Source organism: Mucilaginibacter flavus, from assembly GCF_030409315.1.
Classification (GTDB): Bacteria; Bacteroidota; Bacteroidia; order Sphingobacteriales; family Sphingobacteriaceae; genus Mucilaginibacter; species Mucilaginibacter flavus.
Window position 1 is genome coordinate 1 of the sequence record NZ_JAUFPS010000023.1, and the last position, 19,681, is coordinate 19,681.

The window sequence follows — 19,681 nt, forward strand, 5'->3', positions numbered from 1 at the left end:
CTCAATTCATTAAATTGTCTAATCTTCGATTAGCAGATTATAAAAAAAGACTGTACCATTTGTTTTATGATACAGCCTCTTTTTTTAATTTGGCATAAAAAATTCATAATGAACGGAATTATTGAGGAAATTAAGAAGCTTGCAGATGTACCTACTTTTTCAAAGCATGAACGATTTGTACAGGGTGTTATTAATGCGATCAATGAGAAGGTAGTTGCTCCAGGCGATCCGATGCCCTCGGTAAATACACTGATTAAGGAACTTAGCTATTCACGCGAGACTGTTGTAAAGGCTTACAAGGAACTGGTAACGAGAGGTATTGTCGAATCACAATTCCGCCAGGGTTATTATATAGCCAATGGTAACACGGAGCAAACGCTGACTGTTGCGCTGCTGATGTATAACCTTGATACCTTTGAAGAACAATTTTACAGGAATTTCAGGCATGAACTGGGACGCCAGGTTCAGTTGAATACCTACTTTCATCATGGAAACATAGAGATTTTTGAAACTATACTTGCGCAGGTAAAAGGTAAATTCGGAATGTATGTCATCGCGCCCATTCCCCATAAAAAAACGAAGGATTTACTGGCCGGAATCCCGGCGAACAAACTGCTGCTGTTTGATCGGTTTGAAAATGTAAATACAGAAGTAAACCATATTACCCAAGAATTCGAACAATCATCCTACAATATTTTCTCGCAGCTGGCGGACCGCATAGCCGGTTTTAAAGAAGTCATCTTTTATCATTCGCCAAACTCGCTCGACCCCAAAGAGATCGTTTCCTCGTTTAAACGCTTCCTGAAGGATTTTAAGCTAAGGGGCCGCATAGAGGAAGAATATAAAGAAGGTTCTGTTCAGAATGGTAAGGTGTATTTCACGCTGGATAACTTCGCGTTATGGCAAATCATGCGGGATTGTAAGCATAAAAATCTTATTCCAGGCACTGATGTCGGCGTATTATCCTCTAATGATGAACCTGCAAAGGAAATTATCGGGATCACGACATTTTCTGCGGATTTCGCTGATATGGGCAAAAAAGCTGGTCAGGCTGTGATGTCGAAGGAAAAATTACAGGAAACCGTACCAATGCTATTGTTCCGCCGCAATACGCTTTAAAAGTCACTTATATGAATATCACGGCCATTTTGAGTTTCTTAGGGTTTACTCTTTCTCTGGCGGTATTATCGTGGTATAAATCCCGAAAAAATCGTGCCCGCACGGTAAGCGATTTTTTTATGGCGAACAAAAACCTAAGCTTTGTATTTATAGGAAGCGGTTTACTGTTTTCCAATATAAATACAGCTACGATAGTTGGTGAAAACGAACTGGCCTTTACAGGTAATATGAGTATTATGGCCTGGGGAATTACCTCTGTACTGGCCATGCTCATTGTTTCGGAATTCCTTGTGCCAAACTACTTAAAGCTTGGCATCGCCACAACACCTGATTTTCTAAGCATGCGCTATAGCCCCGAAATTGGCAAGGCTGTCTCTGTAATATTTCTTTTGAGTTATGTTGTTAATCTTCTGCCGTCAGTACTTTATGGCGGGGCGATAGCATTTGACGGTTTGTTTCACATATCTGAATTGCTTAGGATAAATTATACAGCTACCATATGGATTCTTGTTTGGGTAATAGGTGCGGCCGGTGGCTTATATGCAGTAATTGGTGGCCTGAGAGCAATTACCGTTTCAGATACCTTTCTCGGGTTAGGTTTTTTTGCAGGCGGGATCATCCTTCCGGTTTTTGCACTGAAATATGTAGGTAGGGGAAATGTGTTAAGTGGCCTAAGTGTGGTATTATCAAAACATACCGATCACCTGAACAGCATAGGATCGGCTACAGATCCGATACCATTTTCCACCTTATTTACCGGAATGTTACTGGTGAACTTATATTACTGGGGCACCGAGCAATATATTATTCAACAGGTTTTAAGTTCGAGGGATTTAAAGAACTCGCAAAAGGGTATAACACTGGCATGCTTTGGAAAGCTGATCTCGCCCTTGCTGTTGAATATCCCGGGTGTGATTGCCGTGCATATTTTCAGCAAGCTAAAAAACCCGGCGGAGGTTTTTCCCCGGTTAAATAGTTTGACAGCACCGCCCGCTCTTGCGGGTTACATAGCAGCAATCGTGTTTGGAACCGCGTTAAGTACTTTTAATGCGGGGTTAAATAGTTCCAGTACACTGTTTATATTAAATATCTATAAACCGGCTATGAAAAAAAAAGGGCGGGTACTGCCCGAATCTGATTTGCTCAGAAAAGCTAAATTGTTTGAAATCGCCATCTGCCTTGCCGCAATGTTTATCGCACCTTTTATTTTACTGGTAAAAAATGGATTTTACGCTTACGTGCAAATTGTAAATGGTTTTTTTAATGTGCCGATTTTTACCATTCTGATCATTGGGCTCCTTACCAAAAGAGTTCCCGCCATTGCTGCGAAGATCGGCCTGGTTTTTTTTATTACAATTTACGCCTTTACCCAGCTAATATTCAATACGCATATCCATTTCCTGCATATTCTTGCCATTCTTTTTCTCCTCACCAGTGCATTGATGCTAATAATAGGTAAGTTTTTTCCGGCCCCAAATGCATTTCATTTAAAGCAGTTGCAGCAGATTGACGCCAAACCATGGAAGTACAGGCATTTTTATAGTATGCTGCTGATAATGATGATGATAGGAGTGTTCCTGGTTTTTTCCAGATTCGGTTTAGCAAAATAAGTTTTGCAGGTTTTTGTTTTTTTTATATTTTTATAAGAACAGACCAGAATAGAACAATATTTTGTTTTTTTTTTGTACTTGTAACACTCTATTTTAACAAATGCATGGCTTTCAATTATTTTAATTTTACCTATCGCCGGGCCGCCGGAATTTCGATGGCAATCCTCTTTGCAGGCAGTACCATGGCCCAGACACCATCGGTACAATTTTCTTCAACAGACCTAAAGTTAACCGAAGCTTTTACCTGGGCGAGAAGTATGGCTTTGCATTACAGGGGAAGTTTAAAAGATTCAGTTGGTCCATGGTATGAATCTGCCTTACCACCAAGATATGCCTTTTGTATGCGTGACGTATCTCACCAATGTGTCGGTGGGGAGATATTGGGTATGGAAAAGGAAAATCTGAACATGCTAACCCTTTTTGCAGATCATATATCTTCTGCTAAAAACTGGTGTTCGTATTGGGAAATCAATAAGTGGAACAAGCCGGCACCAGAGGATTATCGAAGCGACAGGGAATTTTGGTATAATCTCCCTGCTAATTTTGATTTGCTTTATGCCAGTTGGCGTTTATACCAATGGACGGGCAACCGGTATTATATCGATGATCCGAAATTTGTCAATTTCAGCGAAAAAACTGTTGATGAATATGTTAAGGCATGGGTACTGCAATCAGATTCCTTGCTAACAAGGCCATCACATCCAAACGCTCCTGTGCCTTATAAAGACAATGATTCCTTTAACCGCTGCCGCGGTTTACCATCCTATTCAGAAGGAATAACCAATTTAAAAGTCGGCGCTGACCTCGTCGCAGCATTATATCGCGGCTTGCTTACATACTCAGAAATGCTGGATTTTAAAGGTGAGGTAAAAAAGGCTGCTCACTACAGGGAGCTGGCCGGCAAATACCAGGAACATCTGGAAACTAAATGGTGGAACGCCGGCAAATCGCAGTATTATACTTACCTGAGTAATGAGGGGACATTTGGGAATGATGAAGGTGAAACTTTTATGCTTTGGTTCGGGGCATTAAACAACCGGGAAAGAAGGGAAAGCACGATTGCCTACATCAAACCCTTAAACCGGAACATGGAAAACAGGTCTTATTACCCGCTCTTATTCTATAAATATGGGCACTGGGAGGATGGCAGGCAGAATATACTTTATCTGTCTGATCCCGGAACCGAGCGGCGCGAGTATCCCGAGGTTTCTTTTGGGGTCGTAGAGGGAATAATCCAGGGTTTGATGGGGGTTTCTCCTGATGCGAGAAATAAGTCACTTTTTACTATTTACCGTTCTCACGCTGCCGACATCAGCAAGATCAGGCATTTGCCTGTTCTGGGAACTACGATTAACCTGACCCATTTTAGTCCAACAGCATCACTAATTCATAACACAGGTAAAAAGACCTTCAAGTGGAGAGCGGCATTCTATGGAAAACTGACAACCGCTTACGTTAACCATCAAAAGCATAAACTGCAGCAAAGCAGGGACGATCAGGGCGCTGTCATATCATACGCAGAAGTTACCGCCTTTCCCGGGCAATCCATAACTGTTAACGCGCTGCCTTAATTAAAATATAAAAATCTCTGATGTCATTTACTAAAACCAGGAGCACAATTCAGTCAATACTCTTTTTGATCCTCCTGCCATGTTACTTACAGGCGCAACAACGCGCACTTTCTGCACAAAAAGATCGCTGGCAAATGATGCCTGATGGCGCTATTCGCTGGCAACCGGGTGATCGCTTGCCTCATAATGATCATATCGAAATGTCAGGACAAAAAACTTCGCTATGGGTTAAATATGAAATAGACACGGCCGGAGTTTCCCGTTTGACCCGAACGGTTGTTTTTCCAACCTTTCGCATGTTGCCGGATGATACCAGGAGTCATGTCTCTTTCACATTCAGTGATGATGAGCTCCCGAAAATTTTCTGTAATGGTAACCAGATCAACCTCGTGCGAAATCCAGCCACAGACGACCGTACGCTAAAAGTTGGAAATATTTATCAGAATGGTATCATGATGATGGATGGAATGGTTAACAGCCCGGAATCCTTAAAAATAGAGCGATACCTTTTTCCATCAGCAACATTGCCTATGGCGGTGGAAATAATCAGGGTTACTAACGCTGCAGCAAATGTTGCAACCATCGAAATGGATGAAATGACCCGCAGGGAAAAAACTGATTCTTTGCGAAGTAAAGGAAGACCTCATACTTTAATGGTTGAATCAGTCAATGCGGGGAGTTATAAATTAAAGAAGGGCGAATCGGCTATTTTCGGTATAACTTACCGGATGACAGACCTGCCTGATATCCCATTTCATGCAGATCTTATGCGGGAACTGGCTGACCGGAAAGCAAGGATAAAGCAAATTTTGAAGCCCTTGCAGCTGGTTACACCGGATAGCGTTTTAAATACAGCATTTGCCTTTGCCAAAATCAGGGCCACAGAAAGTATTTTTAAAACCAAGACCGGTTACCTGCATAGTCCGGGAGGATTATCGTATTACGCGGCTATCTGGGCGAATGATCAGGCCGAATATGTAAACCCGTTTTTTGCCTTCACCGGAGACAGCATTGCCAATGCATCGGCGATGAATAGCTACAGGCTTTTTGCCAGGTACATGAATCCGGATTATCGCCCTATCCCAAGTTCCATAGTTGCCGAAGGCGATACAACATGGCATGGTGCGGGAGACCGCGGTGACCAGGCCATGATCGCCTATGGTGCTTCAAGGTACGCGCTTACTGTTGGTAGCGCAGATAGTGCCCGGCTATTGTGGCCATTAATCAAGTGGTGCCTGGAATACAACCGGCGTCATCTAAATGCAGATGGAGTTGTTCTTTCCAACACGGATGAACTGGAGGGCAGGTTTCCTGCCGGAAATGCAAACTTATCAACCAGCTGCCTTTATTACGATGCGCTCATCTCAGCGGGCTACCTGGGCAGAAACCTTGGGATATCAAAGTCAGAAACGGAATCTTATTCCTCGGCCGCATCTAATCTCAAAGTCAATATCGAAAAATATTTCGGCGCGCAGGTCCAGGGATTTCAAACTTACCGATATTACAAAAACAATGAAACGCTGCGGGCATGGATATGTATCCCATTGACAATGGGTATTTATGACCGATCGGACGGTACGATTGATGCACTGTTTTCACCGACGCTCTGGACAAATGATGGCCTTGCAACAGAGTCAGGAAAAAACACTTTCTGGGACCGCTCGACTTTGTATGCCCTTCGTGGAGTTTTTCAAGCAGGGGCGACATCCCGCGCATTATCTTTTCTTCATTATTATTCGCAAAGAAGACTCTTAGGCGATCATGTACCTTACCCGGTGGAGGCCTACCCTGAAGGAAATCAAAGGCACCTTTCTGCCGAAAGCGGACTTTACTGCCGGATTTTTATAGAAGGGATGTTTGGTATCAGGCCCAGGGGGCTAAATGTCTTTGATTGCACACCCCGCCTGCCCGAAAACTGGAATGACATGAGCCTTAATAATATTCATGCCTTTGGTACTGTATTCGACTTACAGGTTCAAAAAAGCACTGGTGGTAAACTGAAAATCATTGTCAGGAGGAACGGTAGAGCATATCAATATGCGGTGAAGAATGGCGGCACTGCTAAAATTTCGTTGTAGGATTTCTGATCTGTGGATGTAATAAAAACGCTAAAATATGCAAATCTCCGGGGCGAGAGTGAGAAGGCTTACTTGACGGGAAAGGCCTGAATTGTCAGACTGCTATGCTGAAGTAAAATCGACTGATCAACATGTAATTGCTCTGCTAAAACAGCCCGCAGGGCGGGTGTAGAAACAAAACAAATACAAACGGTAAAGGAACTTTTTATGAAAATCAAACATTATCTGATGATTATTTTTTTTCTTACCGCAGTTCTGTTGATATTGATTGCGACTATTCCCGGCCAATTTGTTGGCTCCATTTCATCATTGGGGGTATCTAATCTCAGGTATACAATAATGATTGTAATTTCGGCAAGCATATTGAAAATTAGTGCGGGCTTCTGTTACTCCATTTATGGAAAAATCCGCTTGTTGGATGAATTGGCGGTTTTGAACCCTGCGGAATTAAGTGTATGTACTTCTAATTTAAATTTTGAATCAAATAACCGAAAGTCGGTTAAGAGGGGGCTGGAAATTATAGATATTCAACAAAGTTGGAAGAATATACAAGGGTTAGGTAAAATAGGCTATTGGCGTTTCGACGCAATAAACGGAAATCTATATTGCTCTCATGAGTTTTTTAATTTGCTTGATCTTAAAACATGCTATAAAAATCCCAATATCACAGATTTTCTAAACTCAACCGACCCCGCTTCCCGGGTAAAGGTCATTGATTTGTTCTTTGAAGGCAGTACGGGCAATAACTGCCAGGCTATAAACTACCTGGTACAAAAACAAGGTAACAGCACCCAGCACTTTTTTCAGGCAGCAGTAAATAAAAAAGACATTAAAGGCCGCCTTATCGAAGTAGAAGGGATGATTCAGAATATTACAGAATCAAAGATAAACATCAGTACGGGGCAGGATTTACAGGCCAATCTTAAAGCTATTTTCGAAAGCGACATTGTAGGGATAATAATTCTTGATTGTGAAGGGCTTATTTGTCACTATAATAACCGGGCCAGGGAATTGTTTGAATTTAATACCGACTGGAAATGTCAGGTTCGAAAAAGTTTGATTTCTCTTTGGGAAAAAGAGGAAGAACAATTGTTTTTAAATCTTTTTTTTAAGGCCAGAGGCGGTAAGGTTGAAAAATATGAAAAGAAGTTGACCGGTTCAAACGGAACGACTATCTGGGTAAATTTTAATATTATTCCACTGTATGAAAACGAGGCTATCACCGGCGTATGTATAACAGGCAGGGACATTACAGAAAATAAAAATTACCAGTTTAAAATTGAAGAACAAAATAGGATTCTATTCGATATTGCCTGGATGCAGTCGCATCTGGCTCGGGCACCTCTTGCAAGGATTATGTCGCTCACACAAATTATTAATTCTGATATCAAGCTTGATAAAAATGAGCAGCAACTTATTAGTTTTCTGCATAGCTCTTGCCAGGAGTTAGACGATATGATTCAAAAAATATCATCACTGACCGAAAGTGTCGGGTTAGTAACAGATCGTTTTAATAATAAAGGATGGGCGGAATGAGTATCTGGCTGATTTTTAAATCATCCATATGAAATTGCATGGATTTTCTTTCTGTTGATAATAGGAAACAGGGTTGCAACATGCATTAAAACAAAAAAATTATTGGCATACTATTTAAGTAATTCATTTAGAGATTTTATATAACACATAACACTGCTAAGTAACCCCAATATATTACGACCACTAATTTTATATGAACGTTAATACCCCTAAATCTATTGAACCGAATAAATTTTGTAAGTGTGGTGGAACTAAAAATGATGTCGAGCGAGTGCGACGGAATGGTTTCATGAAGGTGTTTTTATTCTGGCTGCCGGTTAAACGCTATCACTGTTTTAGGTGCAGGCGTCACATCTGGAAAATAAATTAAGAAAATTAACCCTGGGATGAAACAAGGTGATAACTTATTATACTTTTGATGTAGTAACTTACTGCGGCCTGATTGGACGCTGTATCTTCTGCCTAAGGATGCCCTTGCCGTCCGTGATGCGATTTTCGATTTTACTCGCTGGGGAATGCGGGTTGAGGATATTTTATTTTCTAACCGCTCTTCCATTTAGAAGTAAAATAATTAACCGCTAGATTAAAATAAACAAAATTGGATTAATTTAGATTCTATGCAACGCTGGGAACCAAGTCAAAGTTTACGACCCTATATAAGGTCTTACCTGGTTATTGAAAACGGGCAGGAACAAATAAACCGTTTGTTGCCGGACACCACCATTTTCATGGCTCTTCGTTTCAGAGGGGGGCTTTACCAGTTTGGCCGGGAATTACCCGCTCTTTCCGTAGCTGGATTACAAAAAACTGCGCGACTTATAAATTATGTTCCGGATTCGGGAAATGTTATTGTGCAGTTTGAGACAACCGGTGCCGCTGCATTTTTTAGGTTGCCGTTGCATGAGTTATATGGATCTCAGGTGGCGCTGGGCGACCTGGCAGGAGATTCATGGGTTAGCCAATTAGAAGAACAATTGTCGGAAATCATGACCATATCCGGCAAAATTGCTTTGATTGAATGCTTTTTACTGGAAAGGCTTAAAGCGCAAAGAGATCCGCTGGTCGATTTTTCGCTAAAAAAAATTAATAGTACTAATGGCCTAGTAAGGATTAAATCCCTTGCGGCAGATTTGTGCATCAGCCAGGATGCTTTAGAAAAAAGGTTTCGTAGGGTAGTTGGCAGCACTCCAAAACAATATACTTCTATCCTCAGAATGAAGACCATTGTTGAAACCGGCCGCAAAGGCAATTCACTTACGGAATTGGCACTTGCAGCCGGTTTTTTTGACCAGGCACATTTTAATAAAGACTTTAAGCTTTTTACCGGTCAGACGCCTACCGAATTTTTTTCGGTTCCCCCGTTATGGTAGTTATTTATTTAATACCTGATAAACTGATCTTTCCATCTTGACATGCAGGCGACCGAATAGTTCCTGTGGATTCAAATTGATCCGCTGAAATTCGGCCTGTACCTCTTCGCGGGCTTGCGTTAAAACCTTTTGGCTTTCCCAGATCGCTGTTGTTACCAGCGTTATATTACCCTCGGCGTCTTTAAGTTCAAAGGCTTCCTGACGTATAAGACCTGGCAATCCGGAAATGAACCTATTGATTTGATCGGTTTCCTGCATCACTTTGATATATGCGGCTTTGGGGATAGTAATCTTGTCAATTAGCGCTACCTGTTGGTTGCTTTTTTGTTTTGCTAGCCTGGTAATGTCTGCAGGTAGCAGTCCGAGGTCCTGAAAAAATTTCAGCTGGTTTGTCTCCGGTTTGGCACTGATTACCTGACCGTTTTTTAACTCATAGATTACAATTCCCGGCGTAATGGTATTAAGGCCGGTAGAATCAATAAATTGAAACTTTTCCTTTTGTGTACCTGAGAATTCCTGTATAACTACCACCTTGTTATCCTCTGCAACCATATCGATCACTTTCCATTTTCCGTCAGGGAAAGCCTTTAATAATACCTGAATATCGGATAAAAATGCGGTCGGTCCGCTCTCTTGATCCTTATTTTTATACTCAGCGGCAATAATGCCGCTGAGTATGTCAAACCGGCGATTATTCAACACTTCTGTGTACAGCGTTTTAAGAATTTCTTTGTTTTTCATGTCCATTGATTTTTGTGTATTTGATTTGTTTTGTGCCAGCGTACTGTTCGCCGTTAGAATAGCCAGGACAATCGTCCCAATTTTGATCATAGTTTTCATAAGTTTTTTCTTTACAAAAATGCATGGCTGAATTTGCCGGTCATTGTAAAAAATCATTGATTTTATAGACGGTTTGCTAATTCAGTGTTGCAGCTTGGGGTTAAAAAAAATAATCAATATCACGGAGTTCAATTGACATACTGTTGTCAGTTGCCGGTGATAATTTTGTGCCACTGTCCAATGGAAAACCGGATTAAGTAGGATGGGTTCCCTAAAAGGCATTAAATGTTAAAGGCGAATTATAGGGCATATGGCATTTTTTAAAAACTCGTATCTATAGCTGCATAAGCAATTACTCTTATCCGTCCACGATGAAATACGAGGACAGGGAAAGCCGGTTTTAATCCGCATTTCGGGATTCGCTTTTTAGCTGAGGTATGAATGAAAAATGAATAATAGGTTGTATAGGTTCACACACATAAGACGGATAGTCGTATTTTATAAAACATAATGAAAATTTACAGCCTCTTAATTCTTCTATTTTTATCCTTAAACGTCCCGGCGCAGCAAGACTCCTGCATTTCTGTTTCTGATATCAGCAATTTTTGGAACGCATACGACAAATTAACTCTAACCAAAGATACCACAGCTCAAAAAGATATCATCCGGAGGGTTTATTTAGATCGTGCAAGTGCGGGGCTGAAAGATATGATGTCTGCGCGGAAATTAAACGCAGGCAGTTGGGTAAAAGCCATAAATGAACATCCCCGCTTTTGGGTAAGTATTCGCCCGCATACGATGGCCGCTATAGCTGATACCTCAAAAATTAATAAGCTAATGGTGCGGTTTAAAAAGCTATATCCTGAATTCAAAAAACCATCGGTGTATTTTGTCATCGGTAACCTGAGGACCGGTGGTGTGACTTCACCGGGAAGAGTGTTAATGGGCGCTGAAATTGCTACGGCCGACAGCACGGTTAATACAGAAGGTTTAAGTCAGTTTTTAAAAGACGTGTTCCATGACAGCCCTGGAATTTATGGTTTATTGGCACATGAGCTCGGGCATACGCAACAGCATATCAGCGATGGGGATCAGGAAGGCAAAATGGAGTTATTAGGTTTCTGTATCCGCGAAGGAGCATGCGATTTTATCGCTGAACTACTCACTACGAGAGAGCGGAAGACGCCGTATATTTTTTACGGAAAAACCCATGAAAGAGAGTTATGGAACAGATTTAAAACGCAAATGTACGGTTCGCAGATCGGCGATTGGCTGTATAATGGCTCAACAATAAAAAACGGGCACGCTGACCTTGGCTATTTTATGGGCTATGCGATCTGCAAATATTATTATACTCATGCTGAGGATAAGGCTGGAGTTATAGCTGAGATTTTTCACTTGGATTATGACGACAAAAATGCGGTTCGGCATTTCTTTGAAAGAAGCGGATATGCAGCAGCGCAGCATGAAGATTAAACGAATGACAATCCCCTTAGAAAGGGTAACAAAAGCAAAAAAATGGTCGCTGGTAAAATTTGTCTGACTACAGGCGTAAAGCTTGCAAGCAAAACGTGATGGCCTACCTAGTTATTATTATTACTTTAATAGAATAAAAAGAACCGGTAGAGCGCTGGTGGAACATTTAGGATTTTGGTAAATCGACACCTGACAATTGTAAATTATATACTAATATATGCTCGATAATTTCATTTTAAAGCTACAGAGAGGCTTCGGATTTTATAAGGACTCCTTTAGCGGTTTAAGCCGGGACACATGGCTGTTGAGCATGGTTATTTTGATCAACAGAAGTACCTATATGGCTATACCATTTATGAGCCTGTATATTACCCTATATCTTCACAGGCCTGCTACTGACACAGGGATAATATTTACCTTATTTGGCATTGGATCGGTTTTAGGTAGTTTTATTGGTGGTAAACTTTCTGATTTGATCGGGTTCCATACCGTGCAGATATTGAGTATCGCTATCGGCGGTTTGCTTTTTATTGTTTATCCTCTGGTAACCAACTTTACCGCATTAAACGTTTTGATATTTACAATCGCCTTATTTGCGGAAGCGTTCCGGCCAGCTAATTTTACAGCAGTGTCAGCTTATGCAAAAGAAAATACCGCTACCAGAGCGTATTCTCTAAATCGGATGGCCAGTAATATTGGATGGGCCTTTGGTTCGGCCTTGGGTGGTATCGTTGCTGCTTTCAGTTACCCATGGTTGTTTCGTATAGATGGTGGCACCAGTATTTTCGCAGGTTTACTGATTGTTATTTTCCTTAAGCCCATCAAGTCTAAAAAAGCAAAAGAAAGCCAGACGATGCCCTTATCCTTAGCCGGAGGGCTTAAACCCTGGAAAGACACACATTACGTTAAATTTATCTTACTTACTTCTGTTTTCTATACCTGTTTCTATCTGTTTTTCCGGATAATGCCTTTGTTTTTTAAGCAACAGTGGCAGTTGAAAGAATCTGTCATTGGCTTAATTATCGGATTAAATGGACTTTATATTGCCGTTTTCGAAATGCTTATGGTCAACGCTTTCGTGAAAAAAAAGTCCAGCTTATTTTATATTAAAATGGGAGCGCAAGTAACCGCGTTCTCATTTATATTGCTGCTGATTCCACTGAAATCATGTGGGCCGTTTCTGTTGCGCAGCTCATTGGTCCGGCAGGAGGGTTTTATTTTGTTCAACGGTTTGGCTATAACACTCTATGGCTGGTCTTGATATTTCTTTTAGCCGGATGCGCATTTGGTTATAAATTACTGGGAAACACCAAATCCTTATTTAAATAAAAAGTAAATGAAAGTCATACAATTTAGCCAATTCGGAATTGAACATTTAAAACTTGTTGATATTTTAAAGCCGAAGCCAAAACACAATGAGGTTTTAATTAAAGTCACAGCGGCTTCATTACAACATCTGGATTTAATCGTGGTAAATGGGTCGCTCGATCCCAATTTGCCGCTGCCTCATATTCCCGTGTCGGAGGGCGTGGGAATTATCGAAAAAGTTGGCGATGGTGTAACTTCGTGGACAAAAGGGGATCGGGTACTGATTCCATTTATTCAAAAATGGGAAGCAGGCAAAATAACTACAGAAACAAATTCCATTAGGACAGGAATACAAACTCCAGGATTGCTATCAGAATATCTGATTGCTCCGGCAAATACTGTAGTGAGAACGCCTGATACTTTGTCAGATGAAGAAGCCGCCACACTCCCGGTTTCCGGTCTTACTGCCTGGACAAACCTGGTAACACAGGCAAAGATAAAGGCTGGTCAAACCATATTGATACAGGGAAGCGGTGGTGTTTCTTTATTCGCTTTACAAATTGCAAAGCTTTTTGGCGTTAAAATCATTGCTACCACAAGTTCAGATGAAAAAATAAAAGGGCTAAAAGATCTTGGTGCCCACGAGGTGATCAATTATAACAAACACCCTGAATTTAGCCAGGAGGTTAAGCGGCTCAATAATGGCCAAGGCGTAGATATTACACTGGATATAGCAGGTCAGGCAACTATAGAGCAAAGCATACTTTCCTGTAAAGAAAACGCCTATGTTGGGCTGGTGGGTTTTTTGACCGGAGGCGAAATTTCCATAAAACTGTCTGTAGTCATCATGAACTATATCAGGCTACAGGGGAATTCTGTAGGAAGCAGCCAGGATCTGCATTTGCTCGCTGACGCTGTAAGGATTAACAAGCTTAAACCGGTTATTGACAAAGTATATCCAGTAGATCAGATTCAACAAGCCTTTACTTATTTAGAAGCAGGACTGGCGTTTGGGAAAGTCATCGTAAAAATGTAACAACCAATTAGATTTTATCAAACCCAGGCTGAGTACTCATCGGGTAAATTGTGGCAAAATTATTCACTGTAATTCATTTGAGCCAACATGAATAGCAAAGAAGAAGAGGAAATAAAACATGAGTTTCAGCTGGAACGGGTAATTCTTTTCAGCGACGCCGTGTTTGCGATTATCATAACCATAATGGTGATAGATATCAAATTGCCCGAAAGCATTGTTCACGCCGATGCGAAGCACATTAAGCAAGCAATTATTGATCTCCTACCCCGGTTTACAGCCTATTTGTTAAGCTTTTCGCTCATTGGTAATTTCTGGTACGGGCATCTACGAATATTCAGTATTTTAAAAAATTACAACAGAGGCCTGATCATCATTAACCTGTTGTTCCTGTTCTTTATATCGCTTTTCCCTTTCTCTGTTTCCTTGGTCGCCATAAATTCGCAAACCATACAATTTTCATGGGGCTTTAGCTTCTATTTTGGTATTGTAGCATCACTTATGTTGATACAAACTATAATGGTTCATTATCTAATAACCCGTAAAAGTAAACTCTGTATCGACTCGTCCGATTTTGATGCCATTTTGGAGTGGAAGGTTCAACGTATGAATTACGTAGCATTCCCCTTATTATGCACAGCGCTAATTATACTTATGTATTATTCATTAAATATGATTTACATAGTATTCGGCTTTGCGTTATATGGTCTTATTATCAGCAGGGTAAAAAAGCACTACTACCCAGATAACGTTAATAAACCACTCATATCAATGTTATTCGGTCCATTACGAAAGCACAAAACACCTTAAAAAAAGACCAGAAAGGTCAATTTCAAAGTTGAGTGATCATCAAAAGTATTTGCATTTAAGTTATTTGAAAGGCAAAAATAGATAAAGGTGGTTAATTCAAGTTGAAGCCGGCAAGTTTGTATCCCTAACCACAATAATAACCCTTAAGGATAGAAGCTGCAGACTTTTGGCTGCGGATTCCTTCCTGTTGGTAAAGTAGGTGGCAAAACTTTTTATATTGAGAAACGCGTTAACTCAGGTATCTGCGACGTAGGCAATTCCTGTGATGTTCTTAGTTCATTCTGGAGGTCTTTCACCTTAATTACTTCGCCATAAGCAAACATTCTACAAAGAATAATGCTTTTAGTAAATTTTAAAGCAAATTTTCAGTCTTTGTGGGGCCGGCACGATAACGATAAAGTTCTGCATTCACCTAATTGCTTTGAATTTTATTTAGGTTAATTTTTTTATCGAATGTTAACTATCTTAACCAATATTTCTATTTCCTGCTATGAACAGATTTGACCGCTTAACCGCTATATTAATACAACTTCAATCTAAACGGATTGTCAAAGCGCAGGAAATTGCCGACCGTTTTGAAATTAGTTTAAGGACCGTTTACCGGGATCTCAAATCACTGGAGCAGGCCGGTGTTCCTTTGATCGGTGAGTTGGGTGTAGGCTACTCATTGGTGGAAGGCTATAAATTACCCCCGGTAATGTTTAACCGTGAGGAGGCGATTGCTTTCCAGTTTGCGGAAAAGATCGTTGAAAAATATGCAGATACTGCCAATAGCGAACATTATAAATCGGGCATGTATAAGATCAAAGCGGTATTGAAGCATGTGGAAAAAGAGTTAGTTGAAGATATGGCAGAACGGATTAAAGTAGTGGACAAAAAACCTAAGAATCCCGCGAACATCCAGGTAGTATCTTCGCTTTTAGCAAGCATTTCCGAAAAAAAGATAATTTACATCCGTTATGCGGTATGGGACGAAGAAAAAAAAGATCAAATCGTTTCCCGTAAAATTGAACCTATAGGGATTTTTTTCGACGAAGGCCAGTGGAGCATTATTGCATATTGTTATCATATCAAGGATTACCGCCATTACCGGACGGAACGTATCCACCAGATTACCCCGACAGATGAACCTTTTCATAAAAAACACATGACTTTAAATCACTTTTTTGACCAGGTAAACGGGGCGAAAATGATGATCAAGATCGTTTTAAACGTTGATTCCGATTTTGCGCACTATATCCAGGAACAGAAACTGAATTATGGGTTTGTAGGAGAAGAAGAATTAGGTAATAACCAGCTCCAGTGGACGTTTTTGGCCTATTGTACAGATGCCTTTACCCGTTGGTTCATCACATTTGCAGACCATGCCAAAATAGTAGAGCCTGATTTGTTGCGTACGGTGGTTAAAGACTACCTGGCTGAAATAAGCCAAAATATTTAAAAGAACGCTTCCGGTCCCGGTCGTCTTTAGTCGTCAATTACCTGTTTTTCAATTGCCTGAAAAAGTTTTCCGTTTTTTTTCATTAGTTCAATTTCCAATTGACACACTGTTGTCAGTTGCCTGCTGTAACCTTGTATTATAAAGCAATTGACAATGAAAAATCAGAAACTAATACTTCTCGGTATATTATTGCTGGGCAACTTTTTTACTTCCTATTCGCAGATTAACAACACAAAAACCAATGCTATGAAAACGCAAATCACACCATTTAAAATTGAAGTACCGCAAACAGTTTTGGACGATCTTAATACAAGACTAAAAGCCACCCGCTGGCCGGACGAACCTGAAAATGCAGGCTGGAATTATGGCACCAACCCGGCTTATTTAAAAGAACTGGTTACCTACTGGCAAAGTAAATACGACTGGCGTAAGCAAGAATCGTTACTGAATAGTTTTCCCCAATATAAAGCCGAGATCAACGGCGTCAGTATTCATTTTGTTTATGTTAAAGGAAAAGGGCCTCATCCTAAGCCATTGATTCTTACACACGAGTGGCCCGATAGTTTTTTCCGGTTTTATAAGGTGATCCCGATGCTGGCCGACCCAGCCAGTTACGGCGGAGACCCCAATCAATCTTTTGACGTTATCATACCATCGATACCAGGTTTTGGCTTTTCAGACCCGGTAACGCTTCCTTCTACGAAAACAGCAGATTTATGGGCCAGATTAATGACCGATGTATTGGGCTATAAAACGTTTGACGCGGCAGGCGCATCCGGTATCACAAAAACACTAGCCTTAAACTATCCCGACCGTGTTAGCGCCATACATCTCACAGACGTTGGCTATCCCAACGGCAGTGAAGATTGGTCAAAAATGTCGCCTGCCGAACAGGAATTCGGCCAAAAGATACAGCGTTGGTTTTACGCCGAGGGCGCTTTCAATATGCTGCAGTCGACCAAACCGCAAACTCTGGCCTATTCACTTAATGATTCACCAGTTGGCCTGGCTGCCTGGTTATTGGAGAAATTTTATAGCTGGAGCGATACCAAAGGAAATATGGATAACAGTTTTAGCAAAGACGAACTGATCACCAATATTATGATCTATTGGGTAACGCAAACCGCCAATTCTTCTATCAGAACTTACCTGGTTGATGTCCATGCCGCTTATGCCAACGGCCCGCAGCCGGAACGGCGGGTGGAGGTGCCTGCCGGATTAACTATTTATCCTGCCGATACAGATACGCCTGTAGAATGGGCACAACGAAAGGTTAATGTTACCAAGTATACGAAAATGCCTAAGGGAGGCCGTTTCGCTGCTTTGGAAGCCCCTCAAATGTGGGCAGATGATGTTCGGGCATATTTCTGGAACCCACTGGGAAAATAGCCCACATTTAGATAAGTCAAGCACTAATAACGCCTTCATTCATTCAGCTAATGACAAGCAGGGATATCACCAATTTACGCCTGGTTAACCAGCAGCTGACAGGCTCAGCCTTTACAACATCTGCGGAACTGGTAAGCTGGATGGGGTGTATACAATCGCAGGAATTTGCAGGGGCTAAGTGGGCCATCGGGAACCGGTTAAACGGCATAACCGATGCTGACATTGAAAATGATTTCAATGCAGGAAAAATTCTGAGGACACATATTTTGCGGCCGACCTGGCATTTTGTTTCGCCTGAAGATATTTGCTGGATGCTAAAGCTTACCGCGCCTAGAATAAAGGCCATGAGCAAAGGCATACATCGTAAGCTTGGCATTAATGATATTATCCTAAAGCGCAGTAAACGCATTATTGCCGAAGCTTTATCGGGTGGCAAGCAGTTGACCCGCGATCAACTGCTGCCATTCTTTAAAGAGAACCGGATCAATACCGATGATATCAGGCTTGGTTTTTTGTTGATGGATGCTGAATTGGATGGACTTATTTGCAGTGGAGCGAGACTGGGAAAGCAGTTTACTTATGCTTTACTGGAAGAAAGAGTGCTAAATCGTATTCAAATAAATAAAGAAGCTGCCTTAGCTGAACTCGCCAAAAGATATTTTTTAAGCCGTGGACCTGCTACGCTTCAGGACTTTTCATGGTGGAGCGGCTTAAATCTAACTCAAAGCAAATTGGCGCTTGAGTTGAATAAATCTATTTTGATCAACGAAGTTATTAATGGCCAGGCGTACTGGTTTTCACCCTCACTTAAACCCGCCAACTCAAAAGGCCTGATTAAACTTTTACCTGCATTTGATGAATATGCTATTTCTTATAAAGACAGGTCTGATATCCTTTCGCAACCGTCTAACAAAAATGCCGGAAATGGAATTTTTAAACCTATCATTGTGATTGATGGCAAAATACAAGGTACATGGACGCGGAGCTATCTAAAACGCCACGTACAACTGGAGATATTAGCTTTGGATTCATCAATTAGATTGTTAAAACAGCAGTTAATTTCAGCCTCCGAAAGCTACAGTAGATTTTTAGCTACAGAAGTTAACCTTTAAATTCTCTAATGAAAAAATTCGACCCGCTTTAAACTTCAATATTAACAACGTTGTTAATTGAAAAGCAGTAGAGCCCCGCCTTTAAAAAGGGCGGCATTTACGGAAACTGAGTTATGGTAACTGTGTATCTTTTATTTCGATAAAAAGTATACTATTACTTACAATTGTTTACTTAAACGGACACCGACCTGGTAAGTTGTGGAGATACACTTGTTTATAAAGCTGACTTATAAAGCACTGCGGGCTCAAAATGCCGTATCAATTCATTTTCGGTCATAGGATTCATGTTTGGTGCAGATGTTGTATTCTGCCTTGGCATAAGCCCCCTGAAATGGAAATTTTATACACTAAGCCGCTGATGCAGGCGGTAGTTAATGATGAATACAATGCGTATGCTGAGGTGCTACCGGAGGCGCAACGGTCCTTACAGTTAGTAAGACGGGAGAATCTTTCCACGCCCGGGATACCTGACTCCTTAATGAAAAGGGTTTTCGATGTTGTATTTTCGTTAATACTGATGCTGCTGGGGTTCCCGGCATTCACTCTTCTTTACCTGATCACCAGGTTGTCGTCCCGCGGTCCCGCCTTTTATAAACAAGAAAGAAACGGAAGAAACGGCAAGCCATTTCATATTTATAAATTCCGAAGCATGCATGTTGATGCTGAACAATATGGACCGATGCTGTCCAGCGCCAATGATCCCAGGATCACCAGGTGGGGCAAAATCATGCGCCGGTCGCGGCTGGATGAGCTGCCCCAGTTTTGGAATGTACTGATAGGGGACATGTCCATCGTTGGGCCACGTCCGGAGCGTCAATTCTTTATCGATCAGATTATCAGCGTCAAACCTCAGTATAGCCGGTTGAACCGGTTTCGTCCGGGTATCACTTCTATGGGACAGGTTCATTATGGTTATGCCGAAAATGTGCAACAAATGTGCGAACGGATGGACTACGACCTGAAATACCTGGAGGAGGCCAGCATGGCGACTGACTTGCGGCTGATTGTTAAAACAGTAGGGGTGATGGTGCAGGGCAAGGGCAAATAA

15 protein-coding genes are annotated in these 19,681 nt (G+C 41.3%); 14 read left to right on the plus strand and 1 reads right to left on the minus strand.

The window, feature by feature from the left end:
• Positions 1-108 precede the first annotated feature (108 nt).
• The 6 genes from QWZ17_RS07750 to QWZ17_RS07775 all read left to right on the plus strand — a co-directional run bounded on the left by QWZ17_RS07750 (position 109) and on the right by QWZ17_RS07775 (position 9,284).
• Entirely contained in the window at positions 109-1,119 is a 1,011-nt protein-coding gene (locus QWZ17_RS07750; RefSeq protein WP_290304536.1) for a GntR family transcriptional regulator, read from the plus strand.
• Positions 1,120-1,130: 11 nt separating this feature from the next.
• Positions 1,131-2,729, plus strand: a complete 1,599-nt coding sequence (locus tag QWZ17_RS07755) for a solute:sodium symporter family transporter (RefSeq protein WP_290304537.1) — start codon at positions 1,131-1,133, stop codon at positions 2,727-2,729.
• A 104-nt stretch (positions 2,730-2,833) separates the two neighbouring features.
• Complete coding sequence (locus QWZ17_RS07760; RefSeq protein WP_290304538.1) at positions 2,834-4,300, plus strand: glucosidase family protein; 1,467 nt, start codon at positions 2,834-2,836, stop codon at positions 4,298-4,300.
• Positions 4,301-4,320: 20 nt separating this feature from the next.
• Positions 4,321-6,378, plus strand: a complete 2,058-nt coding sequence (locus QWZ17_RS07765) for a hypothetical protein (RefSeq protein ID WP_290304539.1) — start codon at positions 4,321-4,323, stop codon at positions 6,376-6,378.
• A 207-nt stretch (positions 6,379-6,585) separates the two neighbouring features.
• Positions 6,586-7,914 (plus strand): PAS domain-containing protein, encoded by a 1,329-nt coding sequence (locus QWZ17_RS07770; protein WP_290304540.1) that lies wholly within the window; start codon positions 6,586-6,588, stop codon positions 7,912-7,914.
• Between the two features lie 617 nt (positions 7,915-8,531).
• Positions 8,532-9,284 (plus strand): helix-turn-helix domain-containing protein, encoded by a 753-nt coding sequence (locus tag QWZ17_RS07775; RefSeq protein ID WP_290304541.1) that lies wholly within the window; start codon positions 8,532-8,534, stop codon positions 9,282-9,284.
• Here QWZ17_RS07775 and QWZ17_RS07780 read toward each other — a convergent pair whose 3' ends face one another.
• On the minus strand, positions 9,285-10,124 hold the full coding sequence (locus tag QWZ17_RS07780; RefSeq protein WP_290304542.1) for an ester cyclase: 840 nt from the start codon (positions 10,122-10,124) through the stop codon (positions 9,285-9,287).
• 450 nt (positions 10,125-10,574) lie between these two features.
• Between QWZ17_RS07780 and QWZ17_RS07785 the strand changes: the two genes are divergently transcribed.
• From QWZ17_RS07785 to QWZ17_RS07820, 8 genes are all read left to right on the plus strand, one after another.
• A complete protein-coding gene (locus QWZ17_RS07785; RefSeq protein ID WP_290304543.1) occupies positions 10,575-11,540 on the plus strand; it encodes a DUF2268 domain-containing putative Zn-dependent protease in 966 nt (321 codons plus the stop codon).
• Positions 11,541-11,880: 340 nt separating this feature from the next.
• Entirely contained in the window at positions 11,881-12,801 is a 921-nt protein-coding gene (locus QWZ17_RS07790; protein WP_290304544.1) for an MFS transporter, read from the plus strand.
• Positions 12,802-12,876: 75 nt separating this feature from the next.
• Positions 12,877-13,884 carry a zinc-dependent alcohol dehydrogenase family protein gene (locus tag QWZ17_RS07795; RefSeq protein ID WP_290304546.1) on the plus strand — a complete coding sequence of 336 codons (1,008 nt, stop codon included), beginning with the start codon at positions 12,877-12,879 and terminating at the stop codon, positions 13,882-13,884.
• 87 nt (positions 13,885-13,971) lie between these two features.
• A complete protein-coding gene (locus QWZ17_RS07800; RefSeq protein WP_290304547.1) occupies positions 13,972-14,691 on the plus strand; it encodes a TMEM175 family protein in 720 nt (239 codons plus the stop codon).
• A gap of 490 nt (positions 14,692-15,181) precedes the next feature.
• Positions 15,182-16,132 (plus strand): helix-turn-helix transcriptional regulator, encoded by a 951-nt coding sequence (locus QWZ17_RS07805; protein ID WP_290304548.1) that lies wholly within the window; start codon positions 15,182-15,184, stop codon positions 16,130-16,132.
• Between the two features lie 246 nt (positions 16,133-16,378).
• Positions 16,379-17,521, plus strand: coding sequence for an epoxide hydrolase family protein (locus QWZ17_RS07810; RefSeq protein ID WP_290304549.1), 1,143 nt, complete (start codon positions 16,379-16,381; stop codon positions 17,519-17,521).
• A 50-nt stretch (positions 17,522-17,571) separates the two neighbouring features.
• Positions 17,572-18,633 (plus strand): winged helix DNA-binding domain-containing protein, encoded by a 1,062-nt coding sequence (locus QWZ17_RS07815; RefSeq protein WP_290304550.1) that lies wholly within the window; start codon positions 17,572-17,574, stop codon positions 18,631-18,633.
• Positions 18,634-18,964: 331 nt separating this feature from the next.
• Positions 18,965-19,681 carry a sugar transferase gene (locus QWZ17_RS07820; RefSeq protein WP_290304551.1) on the plus strand — a complete coding sequence of 239 codons (717 nt, stop codon included), beginning with the start codon at positions 18,965-18,967 and terminating at the stop codon, positions 19,679-19,681.

Bases quoted from the DNA above. Each gene is read 5' to 3' on its own strand.
- QWZ17_RS07750 (WP_290304536.1), top strand. From the start codon at position 109: ATGAACGGAATTATTGAGGAAATTAAGAAGCTTGCAGATGTACCTACT.
- QWZ17_RS07755 (WP_290304537.1), top strand. From the start codon at position 1,131: ATGAATATCACGGCCATTTTGAGTTTCTTAGGGTTTACTCTTTCTCTG.
- QWZ17_RS07760 (WP_290304538.1), top strand. From the start codon at position 2,834: ATGGCTTTCAATTATTTTAATTTTACCTATCGCCGGGCCGCCGGAATT.
- QWZ17_RS07765 (WP_290304539.1), top strand. From the start codon at position 4,321: ATGTCATTTACTAAAACCAGGAGCACAATTCAGTCAATACTCTTTTTG.
- QWZ17_RS07770 (WP_290304540.1), top strand. From the start codon at position 6,586: ATGAAAATCAAACATTATCTGATGATTATTTTTTTTCTTACCGCAGTT.
- QWZ17_RS07775 (WP_290304541.1), top strand. From the start codon at position 8,532: ATGCAACGCTGGGAACCAAGTCAAAGTTTACGACCCTATATAAGGTCT.
- QWZ17_RS07780 (WP_290304542.1), bottom strand. From the start codon at position 10,124: ATGAAAACTATGATCAAAATTGGGACGATTGTCCTGGCTATTCTAACG.
- QWZ17_RS07785 (WP_290304543.1), top strand. From the start codon at position 10,575: ATGAAAATTTACAGCCTCTTAATTCTTCTATTTTTATCCTTAAACGTC.
- QWZ17_RS07790 (WP_290304544.1), top strand. From the start codon at position 11,881: ATGGCTATACCATTTATGAGCCTGTATATTACCCTATATCTTCACAGG.
- QWZ17_RS07795 (WP_290304546.1), top strand. From the start codon at position 12,877: ATGAAAGTCATACAATTTAGCCAATTCGGAATTGAACATTTAAAACTT.
- QWZ17_RS07800 (WP_290304547.1), top strand. From the start codon at position 13,972: ATGAATAGCAAAGAAGAAGAGGAAATAAAACATGAGTTTCAGCTGGAA.
- QWZ17_RS07805 (WP_290304548.1), top strand. From the start codon at position 15,182: ATGAACAGATTTGACCGCTTAACCGCTATATTAATACAACTTCAATCT.
- QWZ17_RS07810 (WP_290304549.1), top strand. From the start codon at position 16,379: ATGAAAACGCAAATCACACCATTTAAAATTGAAGTACCGCAAACAGTT.
- QWZ17_RS07815 (WP_290304550.1), top strand. From the start codon at position 17,572: ATGACAAGCAGGGATATCACCAATTTACGCCTGGTTAACCAGCAGCTG.
- QWZ17_RS07820 (WP_290304551.1), top strand. From the start codon at position 18,965: ATGGAAATTTTATACACTAAGCCGCTGATGCAGGCGGTAGTTAATGAT.